Annotated in this window: 19 protein-coding genes; 9 read left to right on the forward strand and 10 right to left on the reverse strand. The window is 51.6% G+C overall.

Annotated elements, in window-relative coordinates; translation table 11 throughout:
* The 3 genes from BZG83_RS03335 to BZG83_RS03345 form a co-directional block, all read left to right on the forward strand.
* The coding region (locus tag BZG83_RS03335; RefSeq protein WP_131825048.1) for an aminotransferase class III-fold pyridoxal phosphate-dependent enzyme at nucleotides 1-422 on the forward strand (422 nt) is incomplete at its 5' end.
* Between the two features lie 27 nt (nucleotides 423-449).
* Nucleotides 450-1,280 carry a 3-keto-5-aminohexanoate cleavage protein gene (locus BZG83_RS03340; RefSeq protein WP_077479370.1) on the forward strand — a complete coding sequence of 277 codons (831 nt, stop codon included), beginning with the start codon at nucleotides 450-452 and terminating at the stop codon, nucleotides 1,278-1,280.
* 142 nt (nucleotides 1,281-1,422) lie between these two features.
* Nucleotides 1,423-2,394 carry a TAXI family TRAP transporter solute-binding subunit gene (locus BZG83_RS03345; RefSeq protein ID WP_077479371.1) on the forward strand — a complete coding sequence of 324 codons (972 nt, stop codon included), beginning with the start codon at nucleotides 1,423-1,425 and terminating at the stop codon, nucleotides 2,392-2,394.
* A 74-nt stretch (nucleotides 2,395-2,468) separates the two neighbouring features.
* Here BZG83_RS03345 and mltA read toward each other — a convergent pair whose 3' ends face one another.
* Nucleotides 2,469-3,548, reverse strand: coding sequence for a murein transglycosylase A (gene mltA / locus BZG83_RS03350; protein ID WP_069586646.1), 1,080 nt, complete (start codon nucleotides 3,546-3,548; stop codon nucleotides 2,469-2,471).
* Between the two features lie 235 nt (nucleotides 3,549-3,783).
* Here mltA and BZG83_RS03355 point away from each other — a divergent pair, with 235 nt between their 5' ends.
* Nucleotides 3,784-4,008, forward strand: a complete 225-nt coding sequence (locus tag BZG83_RS03355; RefSeq protein WP_069586647.1) for a hypothetical protein — start codon at nucleotides 3,784-3,786, stop codon at nucleotides 4,006-4,008.
* Nucleotides 4,009-4,081: 73 nt separating this feature from the next.
* Here the strand turns inward: BZG83_RS03355 and BZG83_RS03360 are convergent, their stop codons facing one another.
* Nucleotides 4,082-4,432 carry a DUF2850 domain-containing protein gene (locus BZG83_RS03360; RefSeq protein WP_101494780.1) on the reverse strand — a complete coding sequence of 117 codons (351 nt, stop codon included), beginning with the start codon at nucleotides 4,430-4,432 and terminating at the stop codon, nucleotides 4,082-4,084.
* A gap of 240 nt (nucleotides 4,433-4,672) precedes the next feature.
* Here BZG83_RS03360 and argA point away from each other — a divergent pair, with 240 nt between their 5' ends.
* A complete protein-coding gene (gene argA, locus BZG83_RS03365; RefSeq protein ID WP_198929721.1) occupies nucleotides 4,673-5,998 on the forward strand; it encodes an amino-acid N-acetyltransferase in 1,326 nt (441 codons plus the stop codon).
* Nucleotides 5,999-6,013: 15 nt separating this feature from the next.
* Here the strand turns inward: argA and recD are convergent, their stop codons facing one another.
* From recD to BZG83_RS03390, 5 genes are all read right to left on the reverse strand, one after another.
* Nucleotides 6,014-7,852, reverse strand: a complete 1,839-nt coding sequence (recD, locus tag BZG83_RS03370; RefSeq protein ID WP_077479373.1) for an exodeoxyribonuclease V subunit alpha — start codon at nucleotides 7,850-7,852, stop codon at nucleotides 6,014-6,016.
* Nucleotides 7,849-11,430, reverse strand: a complete 3,582-nt coding sequence (recB, locus tag BZG83_RS03375; protein WP_077479374.1) for an exodeoxyribonuclease V subunit beta — start codon at nucleotides 11,428-11,430, stop codon at nucleotides 7,849-7,851. The genes recD and recB overlap by 4 nt, the downstream gene beginning before the upstream one ends.
* Nucleotides 11,431-11,581: 151 nt before the next feature.
* Complete coding sequence (locus BZG83_RS03380) at nucleotides 11,582-13,828, reverse strand: CehA/McbA family metallohydrolase (protein ID WP_077479375.1); 2,247 nt, start codon at nucleotides 13,826-13,828, stop codon at nucleotides 11,582-11,584.
* A 430-nt stretch (nucleotides 13,829-14,258) separates the two neighbouring features.
* Nucleotides 14,259-17,639, reverse strand: a complete 3,381-nt coding sequence (gene recC / locus BZG83_RS03385) for an exodeoxyribonuclease V subunit gamma (protein WP_077479376.1) — start codon at nucleotides 17,637-17,639, stop codon at nucleotides 14,259-14,261.
* Nucleotides 17,640-17,773: 134 nt separating this feature from the next.
* Nucleotides 17,774-18,457: a DNA-3-methyladenine glycosylase I gene (locus BZG83_RS03390; RefSeq protein ID WP_077479377.1), complete on the reverse strand. Its 684-nt coding sequence runs from the start codon at nucleotides 18,455-18,457 to the stop codon at nucleotides 17,774-17,776.
* Between the two features lie 83 nt (nucleotides 18,458-18,540).
* Here BZG83_RS03390 and BZG83_RS03395 point away from each other — a divergent pair, with 83 nt between their 5' ends.
* The 4 genes from BZG83_RS03395 (at nucleotide 18,541) to pheA (ending at nucleotide 22,296) form a co-directional block, all read left to right on the forward strand.
* Nucleotides 18,541-18,849 carry a YebG family protein gene (locus BZG83_RS03395; protein WP_069586683.1) on the forward strand — a complete coding sequence of 103 codons (309 nt, stop codon included), beginning with the start codon at nucleotides 18,541-18,543 and terminating at the stop codon, nucleotides 18,847-18,849.
* Between the two features lie 225 nt (nucleotides 18,850-19,074).
* Nucleotides 19,075-20,106, forward strand: coding sequence for a 2,3,4,5-tetrahydropyridine-2,6-dicarboxylate N-succinyltransferase (gene dapD / locus BZG83_RS03400; RefSeq protein ID WP_069586682.1), 1,032 nt, complete (start codon nucleotides 19,075-19,077; stop codon nucleotides 20,104-20,106).
* A 396-nt stretch (nucleotides 20,107-20,502) separates the two neighbouring features.
* Entirely contained in the window at nucleotides 20,503-20,853 is a 351-nt protein-coding gene (gene hpf, locus BZG83_RS03405) for a ribosome hibernation-promoting factor, HPF/YfiA family (protein WP_077479378.1), read from the forward strand.
* 258 nt (nucleotides 20,854-21,111) lie between these two features.
* Nucleotides 21,112-22,296, forward strand: coding sequence for a prephenate dehydratase (pheA, locus tag BZG83_RS03410; RefSeq protein WP_077479379.1), 1,185 nt, complete (start codon nucleotides 21,112-21,114; stop codon nucleotides 22,294-22,296).
* Nucleotides 22,297-22,352: 56 nt separating this feature from the next.
* On the opposite strand, the gene BZG83_RS03415 is transcribed toward pheA, so the two are convergent.
* The 3 genes from BZG83_RS03415 to BZG83_RS03425 form a co-directional block, all read right to left on the reverse strand.
* The gene (locus BZG83_RS03415; protein ID WP_077479380.1) at nucleotides 22,353-23,054 is read right to left on the reverse strand and encodes a hypothetical protein; all 702 of its coding nucleotides are present in this window, start codon (nucleotides 23,052-23,054) and stop codon (nucleotides 22,353-22,355) included.
* Nucleotides 23,055-23,221: 167 nt separating this feature from the next.
* Nucleotides 23,222-24,355, reverse strand: a complete 1,134-nt coding sequence (gene tyrA / locus BZG83_RS03420; protein WP_077479381.1) for a bifunctional chorismate mutase/prephenate dehydrogenase — start codon at nucleotides 24,353-24,355, stop codon at nucleotides 23,222-23,224.
* A gap of 3 nt (nucleotides 24,356-24,358) precedes the next feature.
* Nucleotides 24,359-25,435 (reverse strand): 3-deoxy-7-phosphoheptulonate synthase, encoded by a 1,077-nt coding sequence (locus tag BZG83_RS03425; RefSeq protein WP_077479382.1) that lies wholly within the window; start codon nucleotides 25,433-25,435, stop codon nucleotides 24,359-24,361.
* Nucleotides 25,436-25,600: the final 165 nt, after the last annotated feature.

The raw sequence follows: 25,600 nt of genomic DNA on the forward strand, positions 1-25,600 counted from the left end.
CCTTTATGGCTCATCCAACGGCATGTGCCGCTGCCTTAGCAACACTCACCACACTTGAGCAAGAAGGATTAGTTGACGCGGCGGAAAAACAAGGTGAGGCGCTTAAAACGGCGCTACATCATCAGTTTGATTCACACCCTTTTGTCGGCGACATTCGCGGACGTGGACTGTTTGTCGCGTTAGAGCTCGTGGCAGACAAAACCAGTAAGCGCCCCTTTTCATCTGATCTCGCGCTCCATCAAACGATAAAACATACCGCCATGCATAACGGGCTGATGTGTTATCCCATGGGCGGTACCATTGATGGTAAGCAGGGGCACCATATCTTACTCGCACCGCCCTATATCATTGAATCAACTCATATCGCAGCCATCACCGACAAGCTAGCACTAACATTAGAGATGTGCTTGCCTTCTCAATAACGATACATTGATAGACGAGGGAAAAGAATGCAAGACGCAAGGACGATCATGGTTGCCCCCAATGGTGCACGCTTACAGCCCACACACCACCCGACTGTGCCTATCACCGGCAAACAACTGATCCACTGCCTGCACGAATGTGCAGAGGCAGGCGCAACCATGGCACATATCCACGCCCGAGATACACAGGGGACGCATAGCCTTGATCCCGCGCTAAACCAAACGCTATATCAGCAAGTGATGGATGCCGTCGGCGATCGTATGGTGATTCAACTCACCACCGAGGCCGTAGGCCGCTATTCTCCCCAGCAACAAATGGCTCTGATCCAAGCCGTCAAACCGGAAGCCGCTTCCTTTGCACTCAGAGAGCTTGTTCCTGATCATCAACCGACACACCAAGCCGTGAAAGATTTTTTTGCTTGGACAGTGGAGGCGCGCATCTACAGCCAGTTTATTCTCTATCACCCTCAAGAATTGGCACGCTATTACGCGTTACGAGAGCAAGGCATTCTTCCCTCGCAAGGTCATCACCTGCTTTTTGTTGCGGGCCGCGACCGAACGCCTCCCAGAGGCGCACCGGAAGATATCGTCGCCATGTATCAAGCTCGTCACTTAGATGAAACTGTTCCTTGGTCTGTCTGTGCATTTGGCCAGCGTGAGCTTTCCTGTTTAACCACGGCCGCCTTGCTAGGAGGAGATATGAGGATTGGTTTTGAAAACAACATCTTCGATGTCCATGGTCGCGCAGCCCCCAATAACGCATACCAGATCACACAACTGCGCAACACGCTGGAAAAGCTGGGATATTGTACTAAACCTGTACAAGCATTGAGGCAAACCATGACCCAGTCGTTTTAACCCAATACTATTGCTTGCAAATATTGTTAAAAGATTGAAAAAATAGCGCGGTGACACTTTTTTGTCATATTTGCATCGAGTGTCATACCATCTTCGAGGGTGCGCCCGGATAGCAACCTCTAACTAAAAAGGAATCTTAAGCATGAAAGCGATGAAACCGACTCTGATTGCGCTCAGCTTTTCCGCTGCACTAGGAACCGCAGCAACCGCTCAAGCAAATCAGTTTGTGACCAYTGGTACCGGTGGTGTTACTGGTGTTTATTACCCTACGGGTGGTGCAATCTGCCGTCTGGTCAATAAAAGCAAAGATGACCATGGTATTCGCTGCTCAGTAGAGAGTACGGGCGGTTCTATTTACAACATCAATACTATCCGTGCTGGCGAGCTAGATATGGGTATCGCCCAGTCTGACTGGCAATATCACGCTTACAAAGGCACCAGCAAGTTTAAAGACCAAGGCGAGTTCAAAGATCTGCGCGCGGTCTTCTCGATCCACCCTGAACCCTTTACTGTGGTCGCACGTGCGGACGCAGGGATTAAAACCTTTGATGATCTGGCTGGCAAACGCGTCAACATTGGTAACCCAGGCTCAGGTCAACGCGGTACCATCGAAGTATTGATGGACCAAATGGGTTGGGATATGGACAAGTTCGGCCAAATCTCTGAGCTAAAGGCGGCGGAACAATCCAAGGCATTGTGTGACAACAAAATTGATGCCATGGTCTACACAGTCGGCCACCCAAGTGGCGCAATCCAAGAAGCGACTACCGCCTGTGATAGCGTGCTAGTGGAAGTGGCGAACGATGCAGCTARACAGCTGATTGCTGACCGTGATTACTACCGTAAAGCCGTGATCCCAGGTGGCATGTACCGTGGTAACGATAGCGATGTCACGACTTTCGGTGTCGGTGCGACCTTTGTATCATCGACTCAAGTACCAGACGACGTGATTTACAACGTCGTGAAAGCAGTGTTTGAGAACTTCGATGATTTCCGCCGTTTGCACCCTGCCTTTGCGAATCTGAAGAAAGAAGAAATGGTAAAAGATGGCTTGTCTGCACCGCTTCACCCCGGCGCGGCACGCTACTATCGTGAAGCAGGTTTGATTGAATAATCAATCACGCTCAAAGGAAAAGCGAGCATGCAATGCTCGCTTTTTTATCGCTTCAACTCCGTGAATGACACTCTCTAAGGCTGACTCGCAAGCTGGGGTGCCAACGCTTCAAGCTTCCAAACTCGGCCAAAGTGTTTGTAATGCCCCGCTCGCTCTCCAGCGTCATTGCCCATACCGTGGTACAAATCAAGATGATTTTCTTTCACCGCCCCACCGGTATCTAATGCCATTAACAGTTTGAGTACATGCTCTCCCGTCCAGTTGCCTTGCTCATCCAACTGAGGCACTTCAGCAAGTAGCACACTCCCCATCGGTAAATAACGTCTATCCGCCGCCACAGACGCGCCGGCTTTCAATGGAATACCTGCCGTGCCACTCACGGGATCTGCCGCCTTAGGCGTAAAGAAAACATAAGAGGGATTTTGCTCCAGTAACTCACGAACTTCCTCTTCACCATGAGCCGCCACCCAGTCTTTGATCGCTTTCAGCGACATTTTTTCACGCGGCACTTCGCCGTTTTCAATCAAGACTTTACCGATGCTGACGTAAGGGTGCCCATTCTTGCCACCGTAGGCAAAATACTCGAGTTGGTCGTTATCGCCAAAGTGGACAAAACCACTGCCCTGAACTTCCATAATAAAGTTATCAATCAAAGAAGCGCTGTAGCCCAGCTCTAATCCCAACCCATCTAAGGCTCCATCGTAAATCGCTTTGCGATCTGGGCAGTCGTCATCGCAAAAGGGTTTGGCATAAACCGGATAGCGGAACAAGGCATCGGGTTGATGACGCATCTCAATCACTGGTGAGAAATAACCGGTAAACATCACGTTACCAAAGTCATCACCACCGCCCATTTGGTCGACACCCAGTCCAAACTCAGCAAGTGCTTCCACATTGCCTCCTGCATCCAACCACGCTTGCAAGCGCTGGTATACCGCTTGATGCTTGGCCACTAGCGAAGGCGATTTCGCTTTCACTTCGGCTAACTGATCATTAAACAGACTAAAGTCACGTGGGCTATCAGACACCACGTGTGGCACTGGAGTTAAAATTGATTCAAACCGCCCATCAACATATTGTTGACCACGGTCAGTGGGACGTACACACCCTGCGAGTGCAACCACACACCCCATCACGACTAACGCTTTTTTCACACTGTAATCCAATCAGTAGTTTGTAGCGCTAAGGCTCGCAAAAAGACCTACACTTCGCAATCACTTCTCATTGCTAAGTTGTAACTGCCTGCAAATCAATACACGTTGAATGTGATCAAATCTATCTTACCTGCCTGAAATAGGCGACATTCATGAAAGTGTCATATAGTTGTTATGTACTGTGTCTGAAACAAAATTGCATAATAAATGCAACATCAAGGGAGTACGGGTTGCTATGGATCTGAAAGTTGGGCGTTCAACGCTTCTTGATACCGATGCAGTGGAATACCAATGGATTCGAATGATGGCCAGTGAGGGCTGCACTCGAAACACTATCAATACCAGCATTCAACGTTGTCTCGGTGGCGATGAAACCACCGCCGATATCCTTCGCCGCGTGGCCATGAAGCAGTGTTCGGTTAATGAACTGCTTTCATCTCTCGACGCGGTTAAATACTAGCGTGTAAAGTGGCGCCATATTGCCATTGATCGCAATTGGCGCCTCTTCACTTGCAGCAACGCTGCGCGCAAACTTAATTCGCCTTACCGAACATAGACGTATAGTGCGCTGGCGATAGCCTTTCTAGCGTTGATTTATTCTCTACGCGATACAGATACTCTTGTGTGCCAATCGTGTACGACAGCTCATCGCCATCAAACGTATAAGCGGTAGTCGCACGACTTCCATTGGTATAAATACCATCCGAGCGCACCTCAAAACGGTCAGCCGCATAAGGGGCCACCTCTAGTTCCACCCACTCACCGTATAAATCTTTTTTGGTCATATCAGGGGCAAAAAACTCGGGGCGAGTTGCCACCAGAAAACTGGCGCCACCCGCTAGAATAATAAACACCAGTAAAAATATTTGTTTGGTCAACCGCACGCTACAACCTCACTCACTGATAATCAGGACATTTTAACCAATCCCATTGTCTACTTTAGACGCAGTTTGCAAATCTTGTGAGTTTGGTTCCCAAACAGACGCTAATTTGCCCCGTCACCTCGCCTCTTTATCGCACGGGCGCGCAGACGACAGCGCATAGTAAACTGACTAAAGGCTTGACACTTATCACCCAAAGAGAATAAAAAGGCACTATAAGTGAATATTTAGATGGAAAGGCATGTGAAGATAAGAAGTACCGCACTGGTTAAAGGATTTCGTCAATCGGCGCCGTATGTCAACGCTCACCGAGATAAAACCGCGGTGATCATGCTGGGTGGCGAGGCGATGGCGGATGAGAACTTTCAGAATATCGTCAATGATATCGCCCTACTCAATAGTCTGGGCATGAAACTGGTGTTGGTGTTTGGCGCCCGCCCGCAAATCAATCATGCTCTTAATCAGTACGGACTGGAAACGCCTTATCACAAAGGTATTCGCATCACCGACAGCCACGCGCTTGAAGTGGTCAAACAAGCGGCCGGTCAAGTGCAGCTCGACATTACGGCGCGTTTATCCATGGGGCTGAATAACACGCCCATGGCCGGCGCTCAGATCAATGTGATCAGTGGCAATTTTGTTATCGCGCAACCCTTGGGCGTCGATGAAGGAATTGATTATTGTCACAGTGGCAAAATTCGCCGTATCGACATTGACGGCATTCAGCGCCAGCTCGATCAAAATGCGATTGTGCTAATGGGGCCGGTAGCCAGCTCAGTGACGGGGGAATGCTTTAACCTCACCTCCGAAGAAGTGGCGACTCAAGTCGCGATTCGGTTACGCGCAGACAAGTTAATTGGCTTTTGCTCCGAACAAGGGGTCTTAAACCAAGACAATGAGGTAATTTCTGAGTTACTGCCCACCCAAGCCCAGCCACTTCTARAAGCCAGAGAAGCCGCTGGCGATACTGGCTCTGGCACCAGTCGCTTTTTACGAGGCGCGATTGCTGCGTGTCGCGCGGGCGTTACGCGTAGCCATTTGATCAGCTATAAAAAAGATGGGGCATTAATCCAAGAGCTGTTCTCGATTGAGGGGATCGGCACCCAGATCGTGATGGAGCGTGCCGAAAAAGTGCGCCAAGCCCAGATTGACGATATCGGTGGGATCTTGGATTTGATCCGACCTTTGGAGCAACAAGGGATCCTAGTGCGCCGCTCGCGAGAACAATTGGAGCAAGAAATCCCCCGCTTTACCATCATCGAACGCGATGGATTAGTGATAGGCTGCGCCGCACTCTATCCGTTTAGTGAAGCGCGCACCGGCGAGATGGCATGCGTCGCCATTCATCCAGACTACCGTGATGGCGACCGCGGCGTCATGCTCCTCAATCACCTCAAACAACGCGCCAAAGCCAAAGGGCTCGAAACCATTTTTGTGCTCACCACCCACAGTCTGCATTGGTTTTTGGAACAAGGCTTTTTGCTCTCTGATGTGTCAGCACTCCCTAACACTCGCCAAGAGCTGTACAACTATCAGCGGCGCTCTAAGGTGCTGACTTTAGCGCTTTAGCGGGTTTCGCCACGCTCAAGAGGCCAACAAGGCATCCGGCAAGCCACTATAACGGGCGGTGCGTGCGCCCACACCGTGGCGCAGCACCGGCCAAGACGCGTAAAGATCAAGTTGGTGCTTCGCCCGCGTGATTCCGGTGTAAATCAGCTCGCGGGTGATCACCGGTGAAATAGTGGGCGGACACACCAACACTGTATGCGCAAACTCCGAACCCTGTGATTTATGCACCGTCATCGCAAACGCAGTTTGATGGGCGGGCAGACGGCTGGCAAGCAAATAGCGCACTTCACCATCGTGGGTTTCAAACGCCACCCGGGTGATCCCCGCGTGTTGTACCGCAATCCCAATATCACCGTTATACAACCCCAGGGCATGATCGTTTTGCAAAATCATGATTGGTCGGCCGTGATACCAGGTGTCACGCTCTTTGGCGATCAGCCCTGCCGACGCCAAATGTTGCTCAATGGCTTGGTTGAGGCCAGCGACGCCAAACGGACCTTCAGTCAATGCGCATAACAATCGAAATTGGCTAAAGGCACTCAGCACGTCCGCCATTGATGACGGATTTTCGAGCGTTGCATTGTCGAGTGAGGTTAAGTAATCGCGATATCCTGTCACCGCTTGTTGCATCAGGGTCTGATAGCTGTCATCACTCAACACATGGTGGATAATATCGCCATAGCCGCGTTTTAACACCGCCCCCACCTCAGCCATTTCTCCTCGGTTCACCGCAAAGGCGAGCTGGCCAATGCCGGATTCGGCATCAAAACGATAACTTTTGCGCAGCAGACAAAGGGCACTGGCGATCGCTGGCGCATGTGGGTTTTCGGGTACGTCAAAGCCTGTTAACTGGCTTAAACGCGCTGCTTGCGCCGATGGATAGCCCGCCTCGGCGTACTGACAAATATCGCCTAGCACCGCCCCCGCTTCCACAGAGGCAAGCTGATCTTTATCCCCCAGCAAGATAATGCGTGTTGAGGGCGCCAAGGCATCGAACAGCTGCGCCATCAAGGGCAAGTCCACCATCGAGGCTTCATCGACAATCAACACATCCGCATGTACGGGATTATTTTTATGATGGCGAAACGCGACTCGCTGCGGAATCGCCCCTAATAATCGGTGAATGGTACTTGCTTGGGTCGGCAGCGCCGCTTTCACGTCATGATCAACAGACAAGGCGGCAATCGCCCGTCCTAGTGATTCAGTCAATCGGTTAGCCGCTTTGCCGGTCGGGGCCACCAGCTTAATAGTGAGCGCTGCAGACGTTGTACGCTCGGCGTGGTGCGACGCCACCAGCGCCGCCAACAAACGGGCGACGGTGGTGGTTTTCCCCGTACCCGGCCCACCCGAAATCACCGCAAAAGGCTGGGTCAACGCGGTGGCTGCCGCCACTTTTTGCCAATCAATCTCCGCCTGTGAGGCGGCAAATAAGCTATCTAGGGTTTGTCTAGCCTCATCCGGTACCGATAGCGCCGTGAGACGCTGGCGAATATGCCCCGCCACTTGCTGCTCGGCATGCCAGTAGCGATGCAAATACAATCGATGCCCGGCAAGCACCAAGGGCGTCGCCTGCGTCCCGTCAGACACGACTGAGGCCTGTRCCAATTGCTCGCTTGGCGCTTGGTTATCAATGTGCGCCAATAAAGACTGCCAAGCGACGTCACTGGGTGGCTGCCACTGGTGCAAATCAAGGCAGACATGGCCTTTGCCCACTTCACGGCTCAGCAGCGCCGCCCATACTGTGATAGTAGCCTTATCTAATTGGGTTTCTTCTTCGCCCATCAAACAAGCAAATTGCACATCAATCGCTCGTAATTCCCCGCGCTGGTATAGTGCCATTAATGCTTGTTTCATACCGACTCTCCAGCAAAGAGGTTGTCCAAGGCGTCAATCAGCGCCTTGTCGGGACGGTGCGCGAACACACCGGTCTCGCCACTATCACTGGCGCCCCGTAAAAAGAAATAAAACACGCCCCCCACATGGGTGTCGTAATCATAATCTGGGATCCGCTGGCGCAAAAAGCGGTGCAGCGCCAAGGTATAGATCTGGTACTGAAAGTCGTATCGGTGCGCGATCATCGCCTCTTTGAGCGCATCAGGATGGTAATCGGCCAAACTGTCCCCTAAATGGTTCGACTTCCAATCCAGCACGTAATACTTGCCATCGGCGCGGAAGGTCAAATCGATAAAGCCTTTTAGCATCCCGCGCGCCGTGTCAAAGGTGAGCTGGCCAGCTCGGGCTGATAACGCATCATATCGCGCGGCGAGTCGATTCAATCGCTGGCAGTCTAGTGCAGCCAAAGGCATCACGAACTCCATCTCCGTTAATCGACTGGCGTTGTCAATTTGGTTGAGCATCAACCCGTGCTCATTGAGCGGGTGTTTCAATACCTGTGTCATCCACTGCTGCAATATCGGGCACCACTGTGGGTCATAGTTTTCCAAGCTAAGATGATGGGTAATAAGCTCAGCGACTTCTTCACTCATCAAGTCGGCGGTAAAGTCCACTTCTTCAAATAAGGTGTGTAAAAAGGTACCGGCTCTCGCGCCTTTGGGAAACGCAAAAACCGACCAAGGATCCACCGCCACATCCGCCGTCTCCTCGTCAGCGAGATCATCGTCCGCGTCCAAGTCATAACTGGCCAATGTTGGTAAAGCGCTAATGTGATGGCTTTGTTTTAACAGCCCTGAGTAACTGGTTAAGCGCCACTGACGGTCAATCTTACCGTCGAAGTGACGCGCGCTTAGCGCCTCGTGCGCGCCCGTTTGAGGGGCATAACGGCTATCATCTGGCTCGGGTGGCGCGACCACAGCCACCGCATCGCTCGCGCTTGCTAATCCAGCCAAGCTCTCGGCCAGCAGGCTAGCATCACCGGCTTCTCCATGCTGGAGCAAATAGCCGAGGGCCGTTAAGTGCAAAGCCGAGTCTTTTTGCCGACTGTTACCTTGTTTAAGGGGCGCACAGCCGATAAAACACCCATACACGGCGCGCGTCACCGCCACATACAGCAAGCGGATATCTTCAGCCAGCCGCTCTTTTTCAGCCCGTTCTTTGCCTTCATCGACATTATCCAGCGCCAGCACCGGCTGATACTGTTCATCGTGATAAAACGGTTGGCTGCTTTCGCGATACTGACAAGCAAACGGCAAGTAAACCAAATCGTATTCCAAGCCTTTCGATTTGTGGATGGTGACGATTTGCACCAAATCACGCTCCGACTCCAACCGCACCTGCTGCTCTTCCGATTGTTGAGCCGGCTCGGCCATTCGCTCTTGTAGCCAGCGGATCAGCGCGTGTGGGTTGTCCAATTGCTGGCTGGCACTTTGCAGCAACTCCGCGATATGCAAAAAATCGGTCACACAGCGCTCGCCTTGCGGCATCGCCAACCAGTTTTCTGCCACTTGGCGAGCACTGGCGACTTGGCGAAGCATCGGCATCACGCCACGGCGCTGCCAAGTGTCACGGTAATGGCTAAAGGCCACCACCTCTTGCTCCCACAAGGCTTCGTCTTGATTGAGTAACGCCAGCTGCTCGGCGGTCAAGCCAAATAAGGGGCTGGCTAGTGCCGCTCGCAACTTACGCTCGTTTTCAGGCTGCATCACCGCCACCAAGATGCGCTCAATATCACTGGCGACAGGGCTGGCGAACACATTATCACGGTTAGAAAGATAGACAGACGCCACGCCTTTTTCGGCCAGCGCTTGCTTGACCAGCTGTGCCTCGCGTCCGGTGCGCACCAACACAGCGATATTGTGCGGCTGAATGTCGGCTCGGCCGGAAGGCGTTTGTAGATAACTATTGCCCGCCACCGATTGATTGAGTACCTGAGTGATATGCTGTGCGGTACTCACCGCTAAGGTCTGTTCAAAATCTTGCTTGGTACACAATTCATCCGGGCTGTGATGCCAAAAGGTGAGCGCGGGCTGCTCGTTTCCCTCCACCACCAGCGCTTTTTGTTTGGCACTAGGCGAAGAGGCCACCGCTAAAAAGGGAATGCTGTCTTGATAAACGAACGGTGCCTTCGCACGTGAGAACAAGGCATTGACCCCGCGCACCATACCATCTGTCGAGCGCCAGTTAGTGGCAAGGTTGTAGTGATCAACCACCTGCGCACGGGCATGAATATAGGTGAAGATGTCGGCACCRCGGAAGGCATAAATCGCCTGCTTAGGGTCGCCAATCATCATTAAACCGGTGCGCTCCCCCCCTTCTTCTTGCTCTTCGAATACAGCGGCATCGTCCGCCACTGGCGGCTGATAGACAGTGCTAAAAATCTGATATTGCAGCGGGTCGGTGTCTTGGAACTCATCAATCATTGCCACCGGATATAAGCTGCGAATACGCGCGGCCAACTGGCCTTGGCTATCTTGGTCTAGTGCGCTGGCAAGCTGAGAAAGGAGATCGTCAAACGAGAGCCACCCTTGACGGCGTTTTTCTTGGCGGAGCAGCTGCCGAACTTCTTTAATCGCCAGCGCGGTTAATCCCGGTTTTAACGTCGGCGGCTGATCAACCAATTCCTGAATTTGATCAAATAGCGCCAGACTCGGTGGCTCAGCTTTACTCTTGGCCGCTAATGTCTGTTGGGCGAATTTTTCCAATTTGTCGGGCAACTGGTAATCAAGCGTCTCGGCATTGGCCCATTGTTCCATCGCATTCAGCCAGTTTGCCAGATGATCTTTGCGATAACTGCGGCCATCGAGCTTGGCGGCGCTGAGCTGGTCGGTGATTTGCTCCCCTGCCTCGCGCCATGCGCGCTTCACCGCATCAATCTTGGCAATCGCCGCTTGGTGTGCCGCCATGAGATCTTCGCCAAGGTCAGGCGCCTTGACCGTGACAGCAGGCCCGGATAAATAGGGCGCAATCTCTTTTAATAAGGCCTCCGGTGCGGGCCAGTAGCTGCTCACCACACCGGCTAACGATTTAGGCAACGGATAAAAACGACGACGCCAAAAATCGGCCGCCGCGCGCGCTTTAATTTGTCGCTCGTCGGTGACAAATTCATGACTGAACAGGCTGCCCGATTCAAACGCATTTTGGGTCAGCATCCGCTGACAAAAACCGTGAATGGTATAGATAGCCGCTTCGTCCATCTGACGCTCGGCCTCTAACAGTCGCTGCGCCGCAGTTTTATGATCGCTAATTTCTGCCAGCAAAGGCTCAATGATAGGGTCGTCACTCTCACCGCGCATAAAGGCAAAACGCGCCTCATGAATGCGGCGCCGAATACGGTCTTTCAGCTCTTGGGTTGCCGCTTCGGTAAACGTCACCACCAGTATTTGCTCTACCCGACACGGCGCTGCGCGGCCATGCCCAAGCAACAATCGCAGGTACAAGCCAGCAATGGTAAACGTCTTGCCGGTGCCGGCGGAGGCTTCGATTAATCGGGCGCCATCAAGTGGCAAGGTGAGCGGATTGAGGATCTGCGGTTCCATATCATTATTTCATCGCCTAGTCTGCCCGCTATTGTAGCAACCCCTTGGGGTAAAACATATTCCAACCAAGACAATCAAGCGGAGCCCACTAACGTTACGATCAAAAAAGGCCAGCATGGCTGGCCTTGGTTCATTGATTGAGACGTAACACTTACGACTGAAGCCAAACTGGGTTGGTCCATGCCGTGCTGCCGTCTTTGTCTTCCACTTCTAGGTTGATCCAACCTTCTGCATCCGCAGGAATAGGCAGTGATAGCTCAAGACGCTGTGTGCTCTCTTCAGGGTTAATGGTAATGCTGTTTAGCACCTCACCACCTTGACCGATTAAACGCACTTCTTTGAGACCATCCGCGGCGACCACGTTAATATCCCATTTATCACCTGCCTTGGCGGTTTCACCAAACATGATGTTTTGTGGGTACAAGATTGGTCCCTGGGTGGCATAGCCGTGACCGGCTTTTAACGCTTTGGCAAAGGCGAGCGGCGTCAATTCGCCGTCAACGTGCGCCATCATACGAATACGACCGGTAAGCTGGTTCCACGCATCATGGGTATCGGTACCGGCTGTGAGGTACATGGCTTCGCCGCTATCCCACATATCATGCGCTTTTTTCAGGGTCGGCTCGTTATCGACACGTGCGTTGAGCTCCATGAGATCGAAACGGTCGGTCTTACCACCCGGCACCGCATCTTTGGCGATATTAGTGAAGTAGCCATAATCGTTATATGGGTGGTTCATCGGCACCACTTCTGCGCCCATCTCATGCGCAGCATCAATCAAGGTGTGCACGTCATCAGTACCCGGATCGACCGTCAGCGCGGCGCCATTGTCGATGGGGAATGGGTTCATGTGTCCCCACGATGGCGAGATCTCAATCGATGGAATGAAAGGTACGCCACGTTTTGCTGATAGGTCAGCAAACACTTTGTGATTAATGGTGGAATCGTGATCGCTGATAAAGGTCAGATCCAAGTCAGTTGCCARCTGAGCACGCACCACGATTTCTGGTGGGGTTACCCCTTCCAGCACATTGCCGTGGTGGTGCAAGTCAGCGCCATACCAATGGTTACGGTTCGGGAAAGTCACCTGAGGCACTTTCACCACTTGTTGGTTGGTTTTGCCCGACTCGAGCGTTACATCCAAAGTTTGTGATTCTGCAGTAAAGCCCGCACCGGCGTTAATGCCTAACTTGTATTCACCCGGTGCCAGTTTTAGCTCGGCATGGCCTGCAGGCAGCAAATCAGTGAAGAAGGTACGCTTACCCAAAAATTCAACCGGTGGCGCTTGGCCTTCAATGATAGTCACACGCGCATCTTTGGCGACACCAGACACCGCTTCTTCCACGTTAAGTGCAAGCGTCGCAGGGCTTTTCAGCGATGTGAAGTCCAGTGTCTGCTCACTGTCAGCACTCACGGTAATAGATTGCGGTTGGCTATTCGCATGGCCGGTCGCCGTGCCATAGACTTGGTACTTGCCTTCTGGCAATGCCATGTTGTATTGACCCTCTTTGGCAAGCGTCCACGCGTAAGGGTGACCGTCTTTTTCAATCATCACAATCGCATCGGCTGGCACCTTACCGTTGTCGGCGCGCAATTGGCCGCTAATGGTGCCCGTCGCTTCGCCATGACGCTCAGCTTCCGCTTTAACAATCGGTGCCATATCGCCGTTGGGAACAACCTGCAGCTTTGAGTCAAAGGTACGGGTCTCGCCCGCTTTAAGCGTGTGGCCCAAATACATATCGCGGCCATTGTATTTGATGCGATCAAAATAAGGCGCGTGCAGTGCGAAGGCCCAATCACGGTCATACGCGACCATGCGATCGGCAAGGGCGTTATCCGCCATCGCTTCTTCATTGCCCTCAAGACCCGGTACCGCGAATTGATAGCCCGTATCCGGCCAAATCGTGTGGCCAGATTCCAGCTCAAGATCGTCTTCGCCTTGGTTGGTCATCACGGTTTTGAGTCCAATCGAATCAGAGCCCGCTTCCAAGGTGTACCAAGTGGTAATGTCGACCTTGTCGAAGTTACGGCTCACTTTGATCACCGCTTTTTCATCGCTGTCTTCCACAATGTCAATCGACTTACGATCGTTCGGCCAAGCCGACCAGCTATTAGGGATGAAATCTGCAAAAGCGACTCGGTCTAGATCAATTTTGCCATTTTTCACCGCCGCGAGGTCCACCAAGGTACCACGTGGCACGCCCCATGGTGGCGCAGACTCAACCGCCAATGCGAACGCGACATGCTCGTTTTTTACCGTGATATCCTGGGCGTGTGTTGCCTCGCCATCGGGAATCGCCGTTTTACCCTGTGTAATGCTGACGTCGGCGTGCGCTGAGGCACCCAACAATAGGCCGGACACTAGGGTCGCCACTGCGCTTTTTGAGAATTTATGCATGAAGGCACATCCTTTTTTTCATGATTTGTTATATGAATTTTCGATGACATTGTGCGTTAACTTAATTACACGTTCAAATAAAAAACCATCAAAAACCACGAAACAAACCCAAAAAACATACGCACACTAATCTTATAAAAACACACAATTTACTGATATAAATAAACAAATATATAAATCACAGCGACAAAATAATCGCAAAACTAATGTTTAGACCACAAACAAATTAATCCGTTAAACGCACGCATTTGGTTAATAAACAAACAACAACGTGATAACAAACCGCTTTTTTAGTGTCGCGTGATGCACCGCATTTAGCCGCCTCGTTCATCGTCCGAGCAAAGGATGTTCCGGTTAGATATTCTTTTTTTACGCATAAAAAAGCCAGACAGGACGTCTGGCTAATAAGGTACGGCAGGGAGATAAGACGCTAACGCTTTTGCCGCTGCGCTAGCATCGGCATTAAGTGGCGATCGCCTGTCGCTAGCAGCGCTTGGCCGAGGCYCTCTCGCCATTGMGGCCAAACACGGTAGATATAAGGATCTTGCCCTTCGCCAGGATTAAAGCCTCCTACAAAGGCATCGCGTATCGCTTTTAGGGCTTTGTCTTGGCCGGTTTCACTGTTATCAAAGCCTTTTTTGCCATCTCGGGCTTTTATCCCCGCTCCGACTGAGCTTGGCAGATAGGTAAGCGGCTGGTTGAGGCCCTGTTGATAGTCTTCAACCAAGGCTTGTAGGTGTGCTCGCGCGTCATCTTTGCTGAGTGGGGAAAACTCGATGGTTTCTTTCACTCCCACCAGCGTACTCGGCACGGCTTCGCCCATTGCGCATTGGCATAAATGATCAATCCATACCGCAAGCTGATGACGCACGGTCAGATCGCCGCAATGAAAGCGGACCAAGCTGTCTTGATAACGCCGATTGAGCCAACCTTGCAATTGCACCTCACCCAAGGCAGTGGGAAGGGTCAGATTAAGCTCAAGATCGGGGCGCGGCGCGGCGAGTAAAGGCGTTAAACGTTGGTACATATCACGGATCACCGTAACTTGCGTATCCAAGGTCAGCTCGCCAAAGTACGCCAAGGGCAACTTGCCCTGTCCTCGCTGTCGGGCCATAAAGTCCTGCACGCTTTGGGGACTGTCATCAGTCTCAATAAAGTGCGCTAACAGCTGATCGCGCAGTTGAAAACGGTGCAAGGTATCTAAGCTAAAGGGTTCAAATTCTTCTAACGGCGCTTCTAACTGCTCAAAGAAGACTTTCAAGCGGCGTTGGAAAAAGTAGCGCACGGGCAACCGCCAAAAGCGCTGCAACTCAGCCAACTCAATCACAGGATCGATATGACTATCCGGATCAGGGCTTAACGCATCACCAATAAATGCCGGCAGTTGCGTCCCTTGCCCTTTGGCAGCCGGTAGCCACTCTTGTGCATAACTTCCATCACCGGAAAAGGCATCAGGGCTAAAGGGCGTTAGCGGATGGAACTGGATAAGTTTTTCTTCCAACCGCTGGCGTGACTGGACTTCAGGTAAATCGCGGTCACCGGCCAAACAGTAGCCTTGGGTACAATATTCAAGCAGCTCGGTAACCAGCACCGACGGGACTTTTAAGCTGTTATCTTGCACTGAGCGCCCGACATAACTGATATATAAACGCTGCTGTGCTGACTGCAGCGCTTCTAAAAACAGGTAACGATCATCGTCACGGCGCGAGCGATCCCCTGCCCGCGTGCGRCCSACCATCAAATCAAAKCCGACRCTAGGCACAGTGCGCGGGTACACGCCATCATTCATCCCAAGCAGACACACCACGTTAAAGGGAATAGAGCGCATCGGCATCAAGGTGCAAAAGTTGACCTGCCCGGCCAAAAAGCGCTGGCTGACTCGTTCGTTATTGAGGCGACCATTAAAGTAATCGCGCACCACGGGCAAGGTTAGCGTGTGGGTAAAGGCGGCATCGCTAAGCTGTGTCAGCCAACTGTCTAACTGGGTACGGATTAATTTGACTGCTAACTCTTCATCCCCTTCAATAGCGAAGCAATCATCTAGCATTTGAGTCAACCGCGCCACCCACGCCTTGCCATCGCACTCAATCGCTAACTGCTGCTGGTAGTAAATTAAGGTGTCGATAAACAGCCCTAACCGCCCCGCCAGCTCCGCATTAAGCCCTTGGACTTCATCATAAGGGACGGTGTCTGCAAACAAGCCGGCCTCACTCGGCATCGCGTAGCCGAGTAGCATACGTTTCAGGCCAAATAGCCACGTATTCTGATACTGCTCGGGCAAGGCAAATTGGCTCGCGGTATGGGTATCAAGCCCCCAGCGAATGCCGGTTTCTTCCACCCACTGCTTAATCTGATCAAACTGTTGGCTGTCGATGGCGAAACGGCGCAACACCGCCGGCACCTCAAGAATTTCCAACAGCTCCGCCGCACTGCATCGACTATCAGGCAGGGTGAGCAGGCGCAAAAAGGCGGCTAACACCGGGCTTTCTTGATCGGCGCTACGATCTGAGATGGAAAACGGAATAAAACGCTCACTCGGCGCATTACCAAACACCGCTTGAATGGCGGGGCTGTAGGCATTGATATCCGCCACCATCACAATCACATCGCGGGGGCTCAGTGATGGGTTGGCCTCAAACATCGCGAGTAGCTGATCGTGCAGCACTTCGACTTCGCGCATCGGGCTGTGACAGGCATGGATTGCGATCGAAGCATCATCTGGCTCGATTTCTGTTTTCGCCGTACTGGTTTCAGTCTGCTTGGGATCGCCCGGCTCATTCAAATCCAAAATATCGGCTTGGATGTGATGCAGCAGATTATCGCGGTTGACCTCAACAAAGCCGCTATCAATCTCATTGCAGGCCATTTCCGAGAGCAGCAGTAAGTTGTCGCGCCCCAGTTTTCCCATCGACGCCAGCAAGCTGTTCCCTACTTCACCGTGCTCGGGCTCATCAAGTCCGAGTGCCAATTGGCTCTCGGCGGGGATGTCTTCAATTCGGCTGATTTTATCCCGCGCCAACGCGGCACGTTTAGCCAGATAGCGCTTGTCGCGAATATCGCCCCAATAGTAACGGCATGGGTTGGTGAACATAAAATGCACCTCCACATGCTCGCCCAGTGCTTGCAACGCATCCAGATAGCGTGGTGGGAGCGCGGAGATGCCAAACACAAAGACCCGCTCAATATCAGCCAGCCCCGCAGGCTTGTGCTGATGGCTGGTTAAGGTATCGATAAACTCTTGATAAAAGTTAGCGCGATGGTAAGGCGATTGGCCCAGCGCCAAAGTATGATCGTATAAGCGGCGCCACAGTTTTTGCTGCCAAGGCTGCACATCGTCAAGCTCAGGCACCGGTTGTTCTTGCTCCCATGCCAGCACCCACTCGGGGCGATAGACCAAATACTGGTCGAAAATATCGGCCACTTTTTCGGCCAGCTGGTAGGCGCGTTGCTGATCCTGGCTATCTTCCAAATACGCGGCTAAATCAGCGAACTCTGGCGCATCCAGACAGCTGGGTAAGATGTCCATTAGCTTCCATGTCATCGCCTCTTTGTTGAAATCACTGCGCTCAGGCACGCCATCTAACACCCGCACAAACAGCTGCCAGATAAAGGTAGCGGGAAGCGGGAATTCGACGTTGGCGACAATCTGCTGCTCGTTGGCGAGTGCCATTTTTAACCACTGCGCCATGCCGGGGCTTTGCACCAGAATAAGTTCTTTTTGAAAGGGGTCAGACAGCGGACGCTGTTGGATCAGGGAAACCAACAAGGATTTYAACAGATCGAGCTGATTAGAGTGATAAACAGTAAACACAAGGCGCTCACATGGGAAAGATAACTGGCATCGATTGTGGCCGATTGCCGTACTAAGCGCAAACCGCCATCGATACGCCGCGACCTCGCACACGGCTTGCTAACCGTGTGATGGCACAGCAAAACGCTGCGCGATTAAACGCGATTGTCACCCACACTGAATGCGATCAGCTGGCTGATATGGTTCAGTGAACGGCCTGACTCTTGTTGCCACTCATTAAATGCCTGTTGCGCTGCTTGCATCGCCCGCTTGGTCTCTCGACCGCTATCAACGATTTTAGTCGCACGCAGGTAGTGCTCGATATCACGGGTGAACAAGAAGGTGTCCTTGCCCATTCGGCGCAAAGTATAAGCGCCCGTATTACCGCCTAAACGCTTACCGTGCTTTTTTAAATACTGCCACAAACCGACAATATCTTCGCTGGGCCAATCGGCGACAAACTGGCTAAAACTGCCGTGCGATTGCTGCACGCGGTGGATCATTTCCGCGTTGTGCGGAATGGTCATCACCTTGGTAAGATGACGAATAATCGCTGGGTTGGTGGCTTTTTCTTCCCACATTTCCGGTGGCATCAGCAGCATTTTCTCAATATCAAAGCCCCAGAACACCTCTTCAAATCCGGGCCATTTTTTACGCACTACCTGCCAACTAATCCCCGATTGAAACACCTTCTGGCTAAACGCTGCGAGCCAGCGATCATCTGGTATCTCACACAAGGCATCATGTTCAAGCGGTGCCACCAGCATATGCTCTAATGCACGTTGACCACCTTTACGTTCGGCGGCACGTTGATAAATAGTGCTAAATTTTTCTCTCATGTCACAATCATGGCAGGGTCAGTAGACAATGGCCCTTATCGTACTGTATAAAAAGACAGTAAATCAACGAAGAGAGGGTGATTATGGCCGTTATCGTCAAGTACGTGGTCGAACGCGAAGGAGAAGAGAAGATGACATTTACCTCCAAAGCCGAAGCCGATGCCTACGACAAAATGTTGGACATGGCAGACGCCTTGTTCGATCTGATTGAAGAAAGCAAACTGGTAGACGACGAAGAAAAGCGTGAAGCCTTGTCGCTATACCTCGCTGAACATAAAGACTCTGTCCTCGAAGCGCTGGGCGCCAAGCGCAAGGCGGCAAAGAAAAAGCCGGCTAAAAGCGAGACCAAAGCGGACACAAATAGCGACGACAAAGACGCCGACGCAGCTTAATGTTGTGATTGCTGACCCTGTTAGGATCCGCGAAAGAGCAAGCCCAGTGGCTTGCTTTTTTTATGCCCGCCCCCTTCACCACCTATGCATTAAGGCGCATCGCTGCCCCGACCTGTGCGGTTTTTTCGTCAGCCGCCGTTTGATCGCTTCCAACCACYGCCGCTTGTCTTTAAGATGAAGYGTTWGATGTTTTAAGCCCAAATATACACAAGGAGATCTTCCCCGATGGCAAGCTTTGCTCTGGCGCTAGGTACAGCGACCAAAAACCAGGACGGTAAAATCATTGARGCCTAYTTCCCGGCACCGCTACTCAACCCAAGCGATGAGCTGGTTAACGCGCTTAGCGCCCTCACCGACTATACGTCGGGTAACCAGGTGATCGAGGTAGCGCCTGAAACATGCGGTGCGATCAGCGAAGCCTTCTCAGCGGCTGACGCCTCTCAAGCGGCAACCTTTGCCAATAAAGCGCAGCAAACCACACAACCCTTGGTACTGGTGATCCTCGAAAATGACATCAAGCCAGCGTCAGTGGCGGAAGGCTTCCTCAAGCTTCAACTGATCTCACACCGCTTAGTCAAACCACACGGTGTGGTACTTGACGGACTCTTTGGTCTGCTACACAACATTGCTTGGACCAACCAAGGCCCGATTGACTTGCCAGAACTGCCTGAGCGTCAAATGGAAGCTCGCCTGAAGGGCGAAACATTGACCGTTGAGTGCGTGGATAAATTCCCGAAAATGACCGATTACGTGGTGCCTGCTGGCGTGCGTATTGCGGATACCGCCCGAGTGCGTTTAGGTGCCCATGTGGGCGAAGGTACGACAGTGATGCACGAAGGCTTTATCAACTTTAATGCCGGTACTGAAGGTGTCAGCATGGTTGAGGGCCGAATCTCCGCGGGAGTCATGGTCGGCAACGGCAGTGATATTGGTGGCGGCGCATCAATCATGGGAACCTTGAGCGGCGGCGGCCAGATTGTCGTTTCAATTGGCGAAAACTCACTACTCGGTGCCAACGCCGGCCTTGGCTTCCCATTGGGCGATCGTTGCACCATCGAGTCAGGCCTGTATGTCACCGCAGGTACCAAAGTCACCATGCTCGACGCCGACGGGAATGCGGTCGAAAGCGTTAAAGCACGTGACTTGGCGGGCAAAGCCGATCTCCTGTTCCGTCGTAATTCAAAAACAGGGGCCGTTGAGTGTTTGACCAACAAGAGTGCGGTTGAGCTCAACCACGAGCTACACGCGAATAACTAATGCCTTGATTGTTTATCAGCGCATCATCAGGCGGCCATCATGGTCGCCTTTTTTATGCCCAGTTAGCTGGAGCCACTATCGTTTCACCGCAGTGCACCAAAACGCACCAGCTGATTTGTGGCACATTTTTAACCACAGGGAAAAGTAGGAAAATACACAGGCGCGACGCGGCCCTGACTGGCGGGTAAATCAGCATTCGTGACCTCTCCCAAGGTAGCATTTTTGTCTTTAAGTTCAAGGGATTTCATGCTTAACAAATGTCAGGATCCGTGAAGGCTCACAGTTCAACTTTTCGTTTTTTCTCCCCCCTTTAAACTTGAGCCAAGTCACGTTATCAAAGGAGGAAAGCGGTAATCTGAATATGAACCTAATACAGGGGAACAAAGAGGAACGAGTATGAGAGTGGAAATTGCAGGCAAAAACATCGAGATCACTCCCGCCATCCGTGAGCGCATCGAAAGCCGCTTTGATAAGTTGGCCAAGTGGCAGGTGGCACTCATCAATCCTCATGCTGTGATCAGTAAGGAGCCAAACCATCAGTTCAAAGTAGAAGCCAAAGCAGGGTTGCCAGGATCAACCATCGTGGCCTCTGCGGAAAGCGATGACATGTATAAAGCGATCAACGAGGTGGGCCAAAAGCTCGAAAAGCAATTAAATAAGGCCCAACACAAAGGCGAAGCACGCCGCAACGACAAATCAACGGCAACGGTTGCAATGGAAGAAAACGCAGCCGACGAGGAAATCTAACCCGCATTGCATTACCTCACCCGCTAAACATGTCAGCCCCGCCCCCGCGGGGCTTTTTGGTGCTTGACAGCATCCCCCGCTGTCAATATGGTTAATTGACACGCAAACATAACAACCAAGGCCCTATGCTGATTATTGCTCGTTTCTTTCGCTTCTTTTTTATCTCGCCTGTGCGGGAGGAAGCGTGCTAAGCCTTAACAGCATGGCGCTCTAACCTCCCAACCGGGAGGTTTTTTTGTATTAGAACAAGGATAATGTATGCCAGACACGCCACTTTCACTGGACGAGATCCGCACGCGGATCAGCCAGTTAGACCATGAATTGCTGACTTTACTGGCCGAGCGCCGCCGCCTCAGCGTGGATGTCGCGAAAAACAAAATCGCGATTCAAAAACCGATTCGCGATCAAGCGCGAGAACAAGCCTTACTGGAAAAATTGGTCAGTGATGGCAGCGCCCACCAACTGGACGCCCACTATGTGCTGAGTATTTTCCACACCATTATTGAAGACTCGGTGCTGATTCAGCAGCGTTATCTGCAAGCTCTGGCCAACCCCGACAATCAACGCCCAGTGGCACGGGTTTCCTTTTTGGGCAGCCAAGGTTCGTACTCCTATCTCGCCGCGCGCCAGTACTTTAGCCGCAAGCAGACTGAATTGGTTGAAATGGCCTGTGACAGCTTTAAACAAGTGGTCGAAACGGTAGAAACCGGCCATGCCGACTATGGCTTATTGCCTGTTGAAAATACTAGCTCAGGGTCGATCAATGAAGTGTACGATCAGCTGCAGCATACCCGGTTATCTATCGTTGGCGAGTTAACCCTTCCCATTGCTCATTGCTTACTGACCGTTGGTGACCAAGATCCCAGCCATATTGATACCCTGTACGCGCACCCCCAACCTCATCAGCAATGCAGCGAGTATGTCGATACCTTAGGCAAAATCAATAAAGTGTACTGTTCAAGCACCGCTGACGCGATGCAACAAGTGGCAGATTTAAACCAACCTAATGTGGCTGCCATCGGCCATGCCGCCAGTGGTGAGTTGTATGGCCTCACGGCAATCAAAACAGACATAGCGAATCAGCAGCAAAACTACACCCGCTTTATTGTGGTGGCCCGTAAGCCGGTGAAAGTGTCCAAACTTACGCCTGCCAAAACCACATTCATTATGTCGACGTCGCAGCAAGCAGGGTCTTTGGTGGAGTGTTTGATGGTATTGCGAGAGCGCGGCATCAATATGACCAAGCTGGAATCTCGGCCCGTGCTCGGCAACCCATGGGAAGAGATGTTTTATGTCGATGTTGAAGCCAATATGGCCAGTGATGTGATGCAAAGTGCACTGGACGAGCTCACCACCCTGACCCGTTATCTAAAAGTGCTCGGTTGCTATCCGTCAGAGACCATTTCTCCCACCGAGGTATCGCTGCCGGACAGCAACGAGTAACCGTCACTGACTATCAACGCGAAAAGCCCACAAAGTGGGCTTTAGCTGATTAATAATCACTCTTTAAACGTTTTATTAGTGGCTGTATCCGTACTGAATTTATAGGGATACTCTTCGTTCAAAGCCCCAACAACCGCCAACCAGTGACGACGAGCTAATGACTTTGGAAGAATAGGCTGTGGAATCAAAGACCATCTAAATAAGTTGAACCCCCAAGATATACCTCCGACAGGGTAAAAGATCCCATCTACTTCGCTTAGCCCAAAGAGCATACCTTCCCAACGCAACGTTCGATGGGGCGGAGCCGTCCAACTTGGATTATCGCGAAATACCTCTCCCTCACTATAAAATGGGTAACTGTTGTTGCGCCTTTCTTGACTACCTACATCGACAAAAGTCCATCCAGACTGACCATTGCCAAACGATGCATGCTTTCCTGAAAACTGCTGCTCTCCAGACGTCGTGACTATATGCAACCAGTGCGTCACCTTGTGGGATGAGACTTCAATAGCGGGAAAGTTTGGCGCCAAGCAATCGTGACTGCCAACTGGAACAAATCGAACCGTAAAGGCCTCTTTGTCTAACCATGTGGGCATCATATGTTCGGTAGCCGCTTCATCATCAAAGCACGCGGAGTAACGTCCATGTTCGAGGTTCACAGCCAGCAATGCATTACGATAGAGCATCAATGCGATAAAAGAAGCAAAGAACACGGTAAAAAGGATAAGTGAAAGATATATCAGAGTGCTTTTTTTCATTGTTTGATTGCATACCAAATAAGAGCGCCTTAAAAACCATATCAAATCAACGGATCAAAGTTCTCTTTTTTGTATAAAATACAGACAAATGCACACTGTAAAAAAACCAGCCAAGCGGCTGGTTTGGGTATAGATTTATCATCTATTGTCGGAGTGGTTTACATAAGCTAGGTCGCGGTGCGATGGGTGGCGTCGTTGGCTTGTCGCAACAGGCCTTGGCTTTCTTGTAAAAAACGTGGGGCATAGTCGCCAAACCAGTTTTCTACTTGCGCGAATGCATCAACAAAGGTGGCTTTGTCGTGCTGTTCAAGCAAATCAATCGCTTCCCCAAAACGCTGGTAAAAGCGCTTAATCATCGCCAAGTTTTGCGGTGAGGACATAATAATATCCGCATACAAGCTTGCATCTTGGGCAAACAGACGCCCCACCATGGCAAGCTCCAAGCGATAAATCGGTGAGCTCAACGCTGTCAGCTGGTCCAAGTTGGGGTTTTCTTCTGCCAGATGGACCCCGTAAACAAACGACGTAAAGTGACGCAGCGCTTGGATCAGTGTCATGCCCTCATCATGCTCAACAGCACTGATCCTGTGTAGTCCCGCCCCCCAAATACGAAATTGCTCGAGCAGCCATTGATAGGCTTCTGGCTCGCGGCCATCGCAGTAAACAATGACCTGCTTAGCCAGGCTAGCCACATCAGGACCAAACATGGGGTGCAGCCCCACAACGGGGCCTTGATGCGCCGTTAACATGGCTTGTAGCGGGCCAGATTTAACGGAGGTAAGGTCTGCCAAGATACAGTCTTTCGGAAGCTGCYGGAGGGCGCTAATCACGGTTTCGGTGACATCAATCGGCACAGAGACCACCACCATGCCGGCATCTGCGAGCAATGCCTCTGCGTTGTCCCAATCGTTTTTCTCCAACACAGACACTTGATAGCCCGATAAACGGAATAAGCGTGCGAATAAGCGACCTAACTGCCCTTCTCCGCCAATCACCACAATGCGGCGCAAATCCGGGTTTAGGCATTTAAATCCTGAGTCGTTTTCGCTGCTGTACGACTCGCGCATTGTGCGTCTCAGCACATCTTCAATCAAATCGGGCGGCACCCCTTGCGCTTCGGCTTCTTCTCGTCGAGACGCTAACATGGCCGCTTCACGGTCAGGCGCATAAATGGGCAAGCCATGCTGACTTTTTACCTCTCCCACTTCCGCAACTAGTGCCAGTCGTTTGGCGAGTAGAGTTACCATTTGTTTGTCGACATCATCAATTTGATCGCGCAGTCGGCTTAGTTCCGCCACCATGATTTAGTCCTGTTGAATCCGTTGTTGTAGAGAAGTTGCCAACGCTTGGTGCGTATGACGCAGCAATTGTTCGGTAGACGCCCAATCAATGCAAGCATCAGTGATCGAGACGCCGTACGCCATCTCTTCTTTGGGCAGATCCGCTGACTGATTCCCCGCATGGATATGGCTTTCTAGCATCAGACCGATAATAGACCGGTTGCCCTGATTGATCTGGTGGATCACATCTTCAGCGACCAAGGTTTGGCGACGGTAATCTTTGCGAGAGTTCGCATGGCTACAATCGACCATCAGCGATGGCGTCAGGTTAGCATCGCGCAGTTGCTGCTCACACTCGGCCACAGAGACTGAATCATAGTTGGTTTGCTTGCCGCCACGTAAAATCACATGGCCATTGGGGTTACCTTGTGTGGTCAATAATGCCACTTGGCCGGCTTGGTTAATCCCCATAAAACGGTGCCCTGAAGCAGCCGCTTTCATCGCATTGGTGGCGGTGGCCAGATTGCCATCCGTACCATTTTTAAAGCCAATCGGCATCGACAGGCCACTCGCCATTTCACGATGGGTTTGTGACTCGGTGGTACGAGCACCGATGGCAGCCCAACTAAACAAATCGCCAATGTATTGTGGACTGATGGGATCGAGCGCTTCGGTGGCCAGCGGCAATCCCATTTCAGCAAGCTCAGTGAGCAGACTGCGTGCTTGCTTTAAGCCAAACTCAACATCAAAGCTGCCATCCAAGTGTGGATCATTGATAAGCCCTTTCCAACCCACTGTGGTGCGTGGTTTTTCAAAGTAAACCCGCATCACAATAAACAAGTGATCGCTCAGCTCATCCGATAGGGCTTTCAGACGACGGGCATAGTCTTTCGCCGCATCGACATCATGAATGGAGCAAGGACCACAGACCACAAGCAGGCGATGATCACGCTTGTTGATAATATCTGCCACGGTCTGACGAGCCTGACTAATCGCCGCTCGGGTACTTTTGGTGATAGGAAATTGATCGCGAAGTTGCTCTGGTGTGAGAAGCACTTGTTCATCGCGAATGTTGATATTGGTTACCGAATCTTTCTGCATGACCCTGCCCTAAAAGATGTTCACTATGTTTTACATAGACAATACCAGCCCATATTTTAAAAGCAATAGTAACTGTATCATTTAAATTACGGTGTAATTTTTAATTTACACATGCATTTTTAATTAGAGTCTTTTATCACCAACAGTTACTATAACGGAGAACTC

Source organism: Salinivibrio sp. PR919 (assembly GCF_001995355.1).
Lineage (GTDB): Bacteria > Pseudomonadota > Gammaproteobacteria > Enterobacterales > Vibrionaceae > Salinivibrio > Salinivibrio proteolyticus.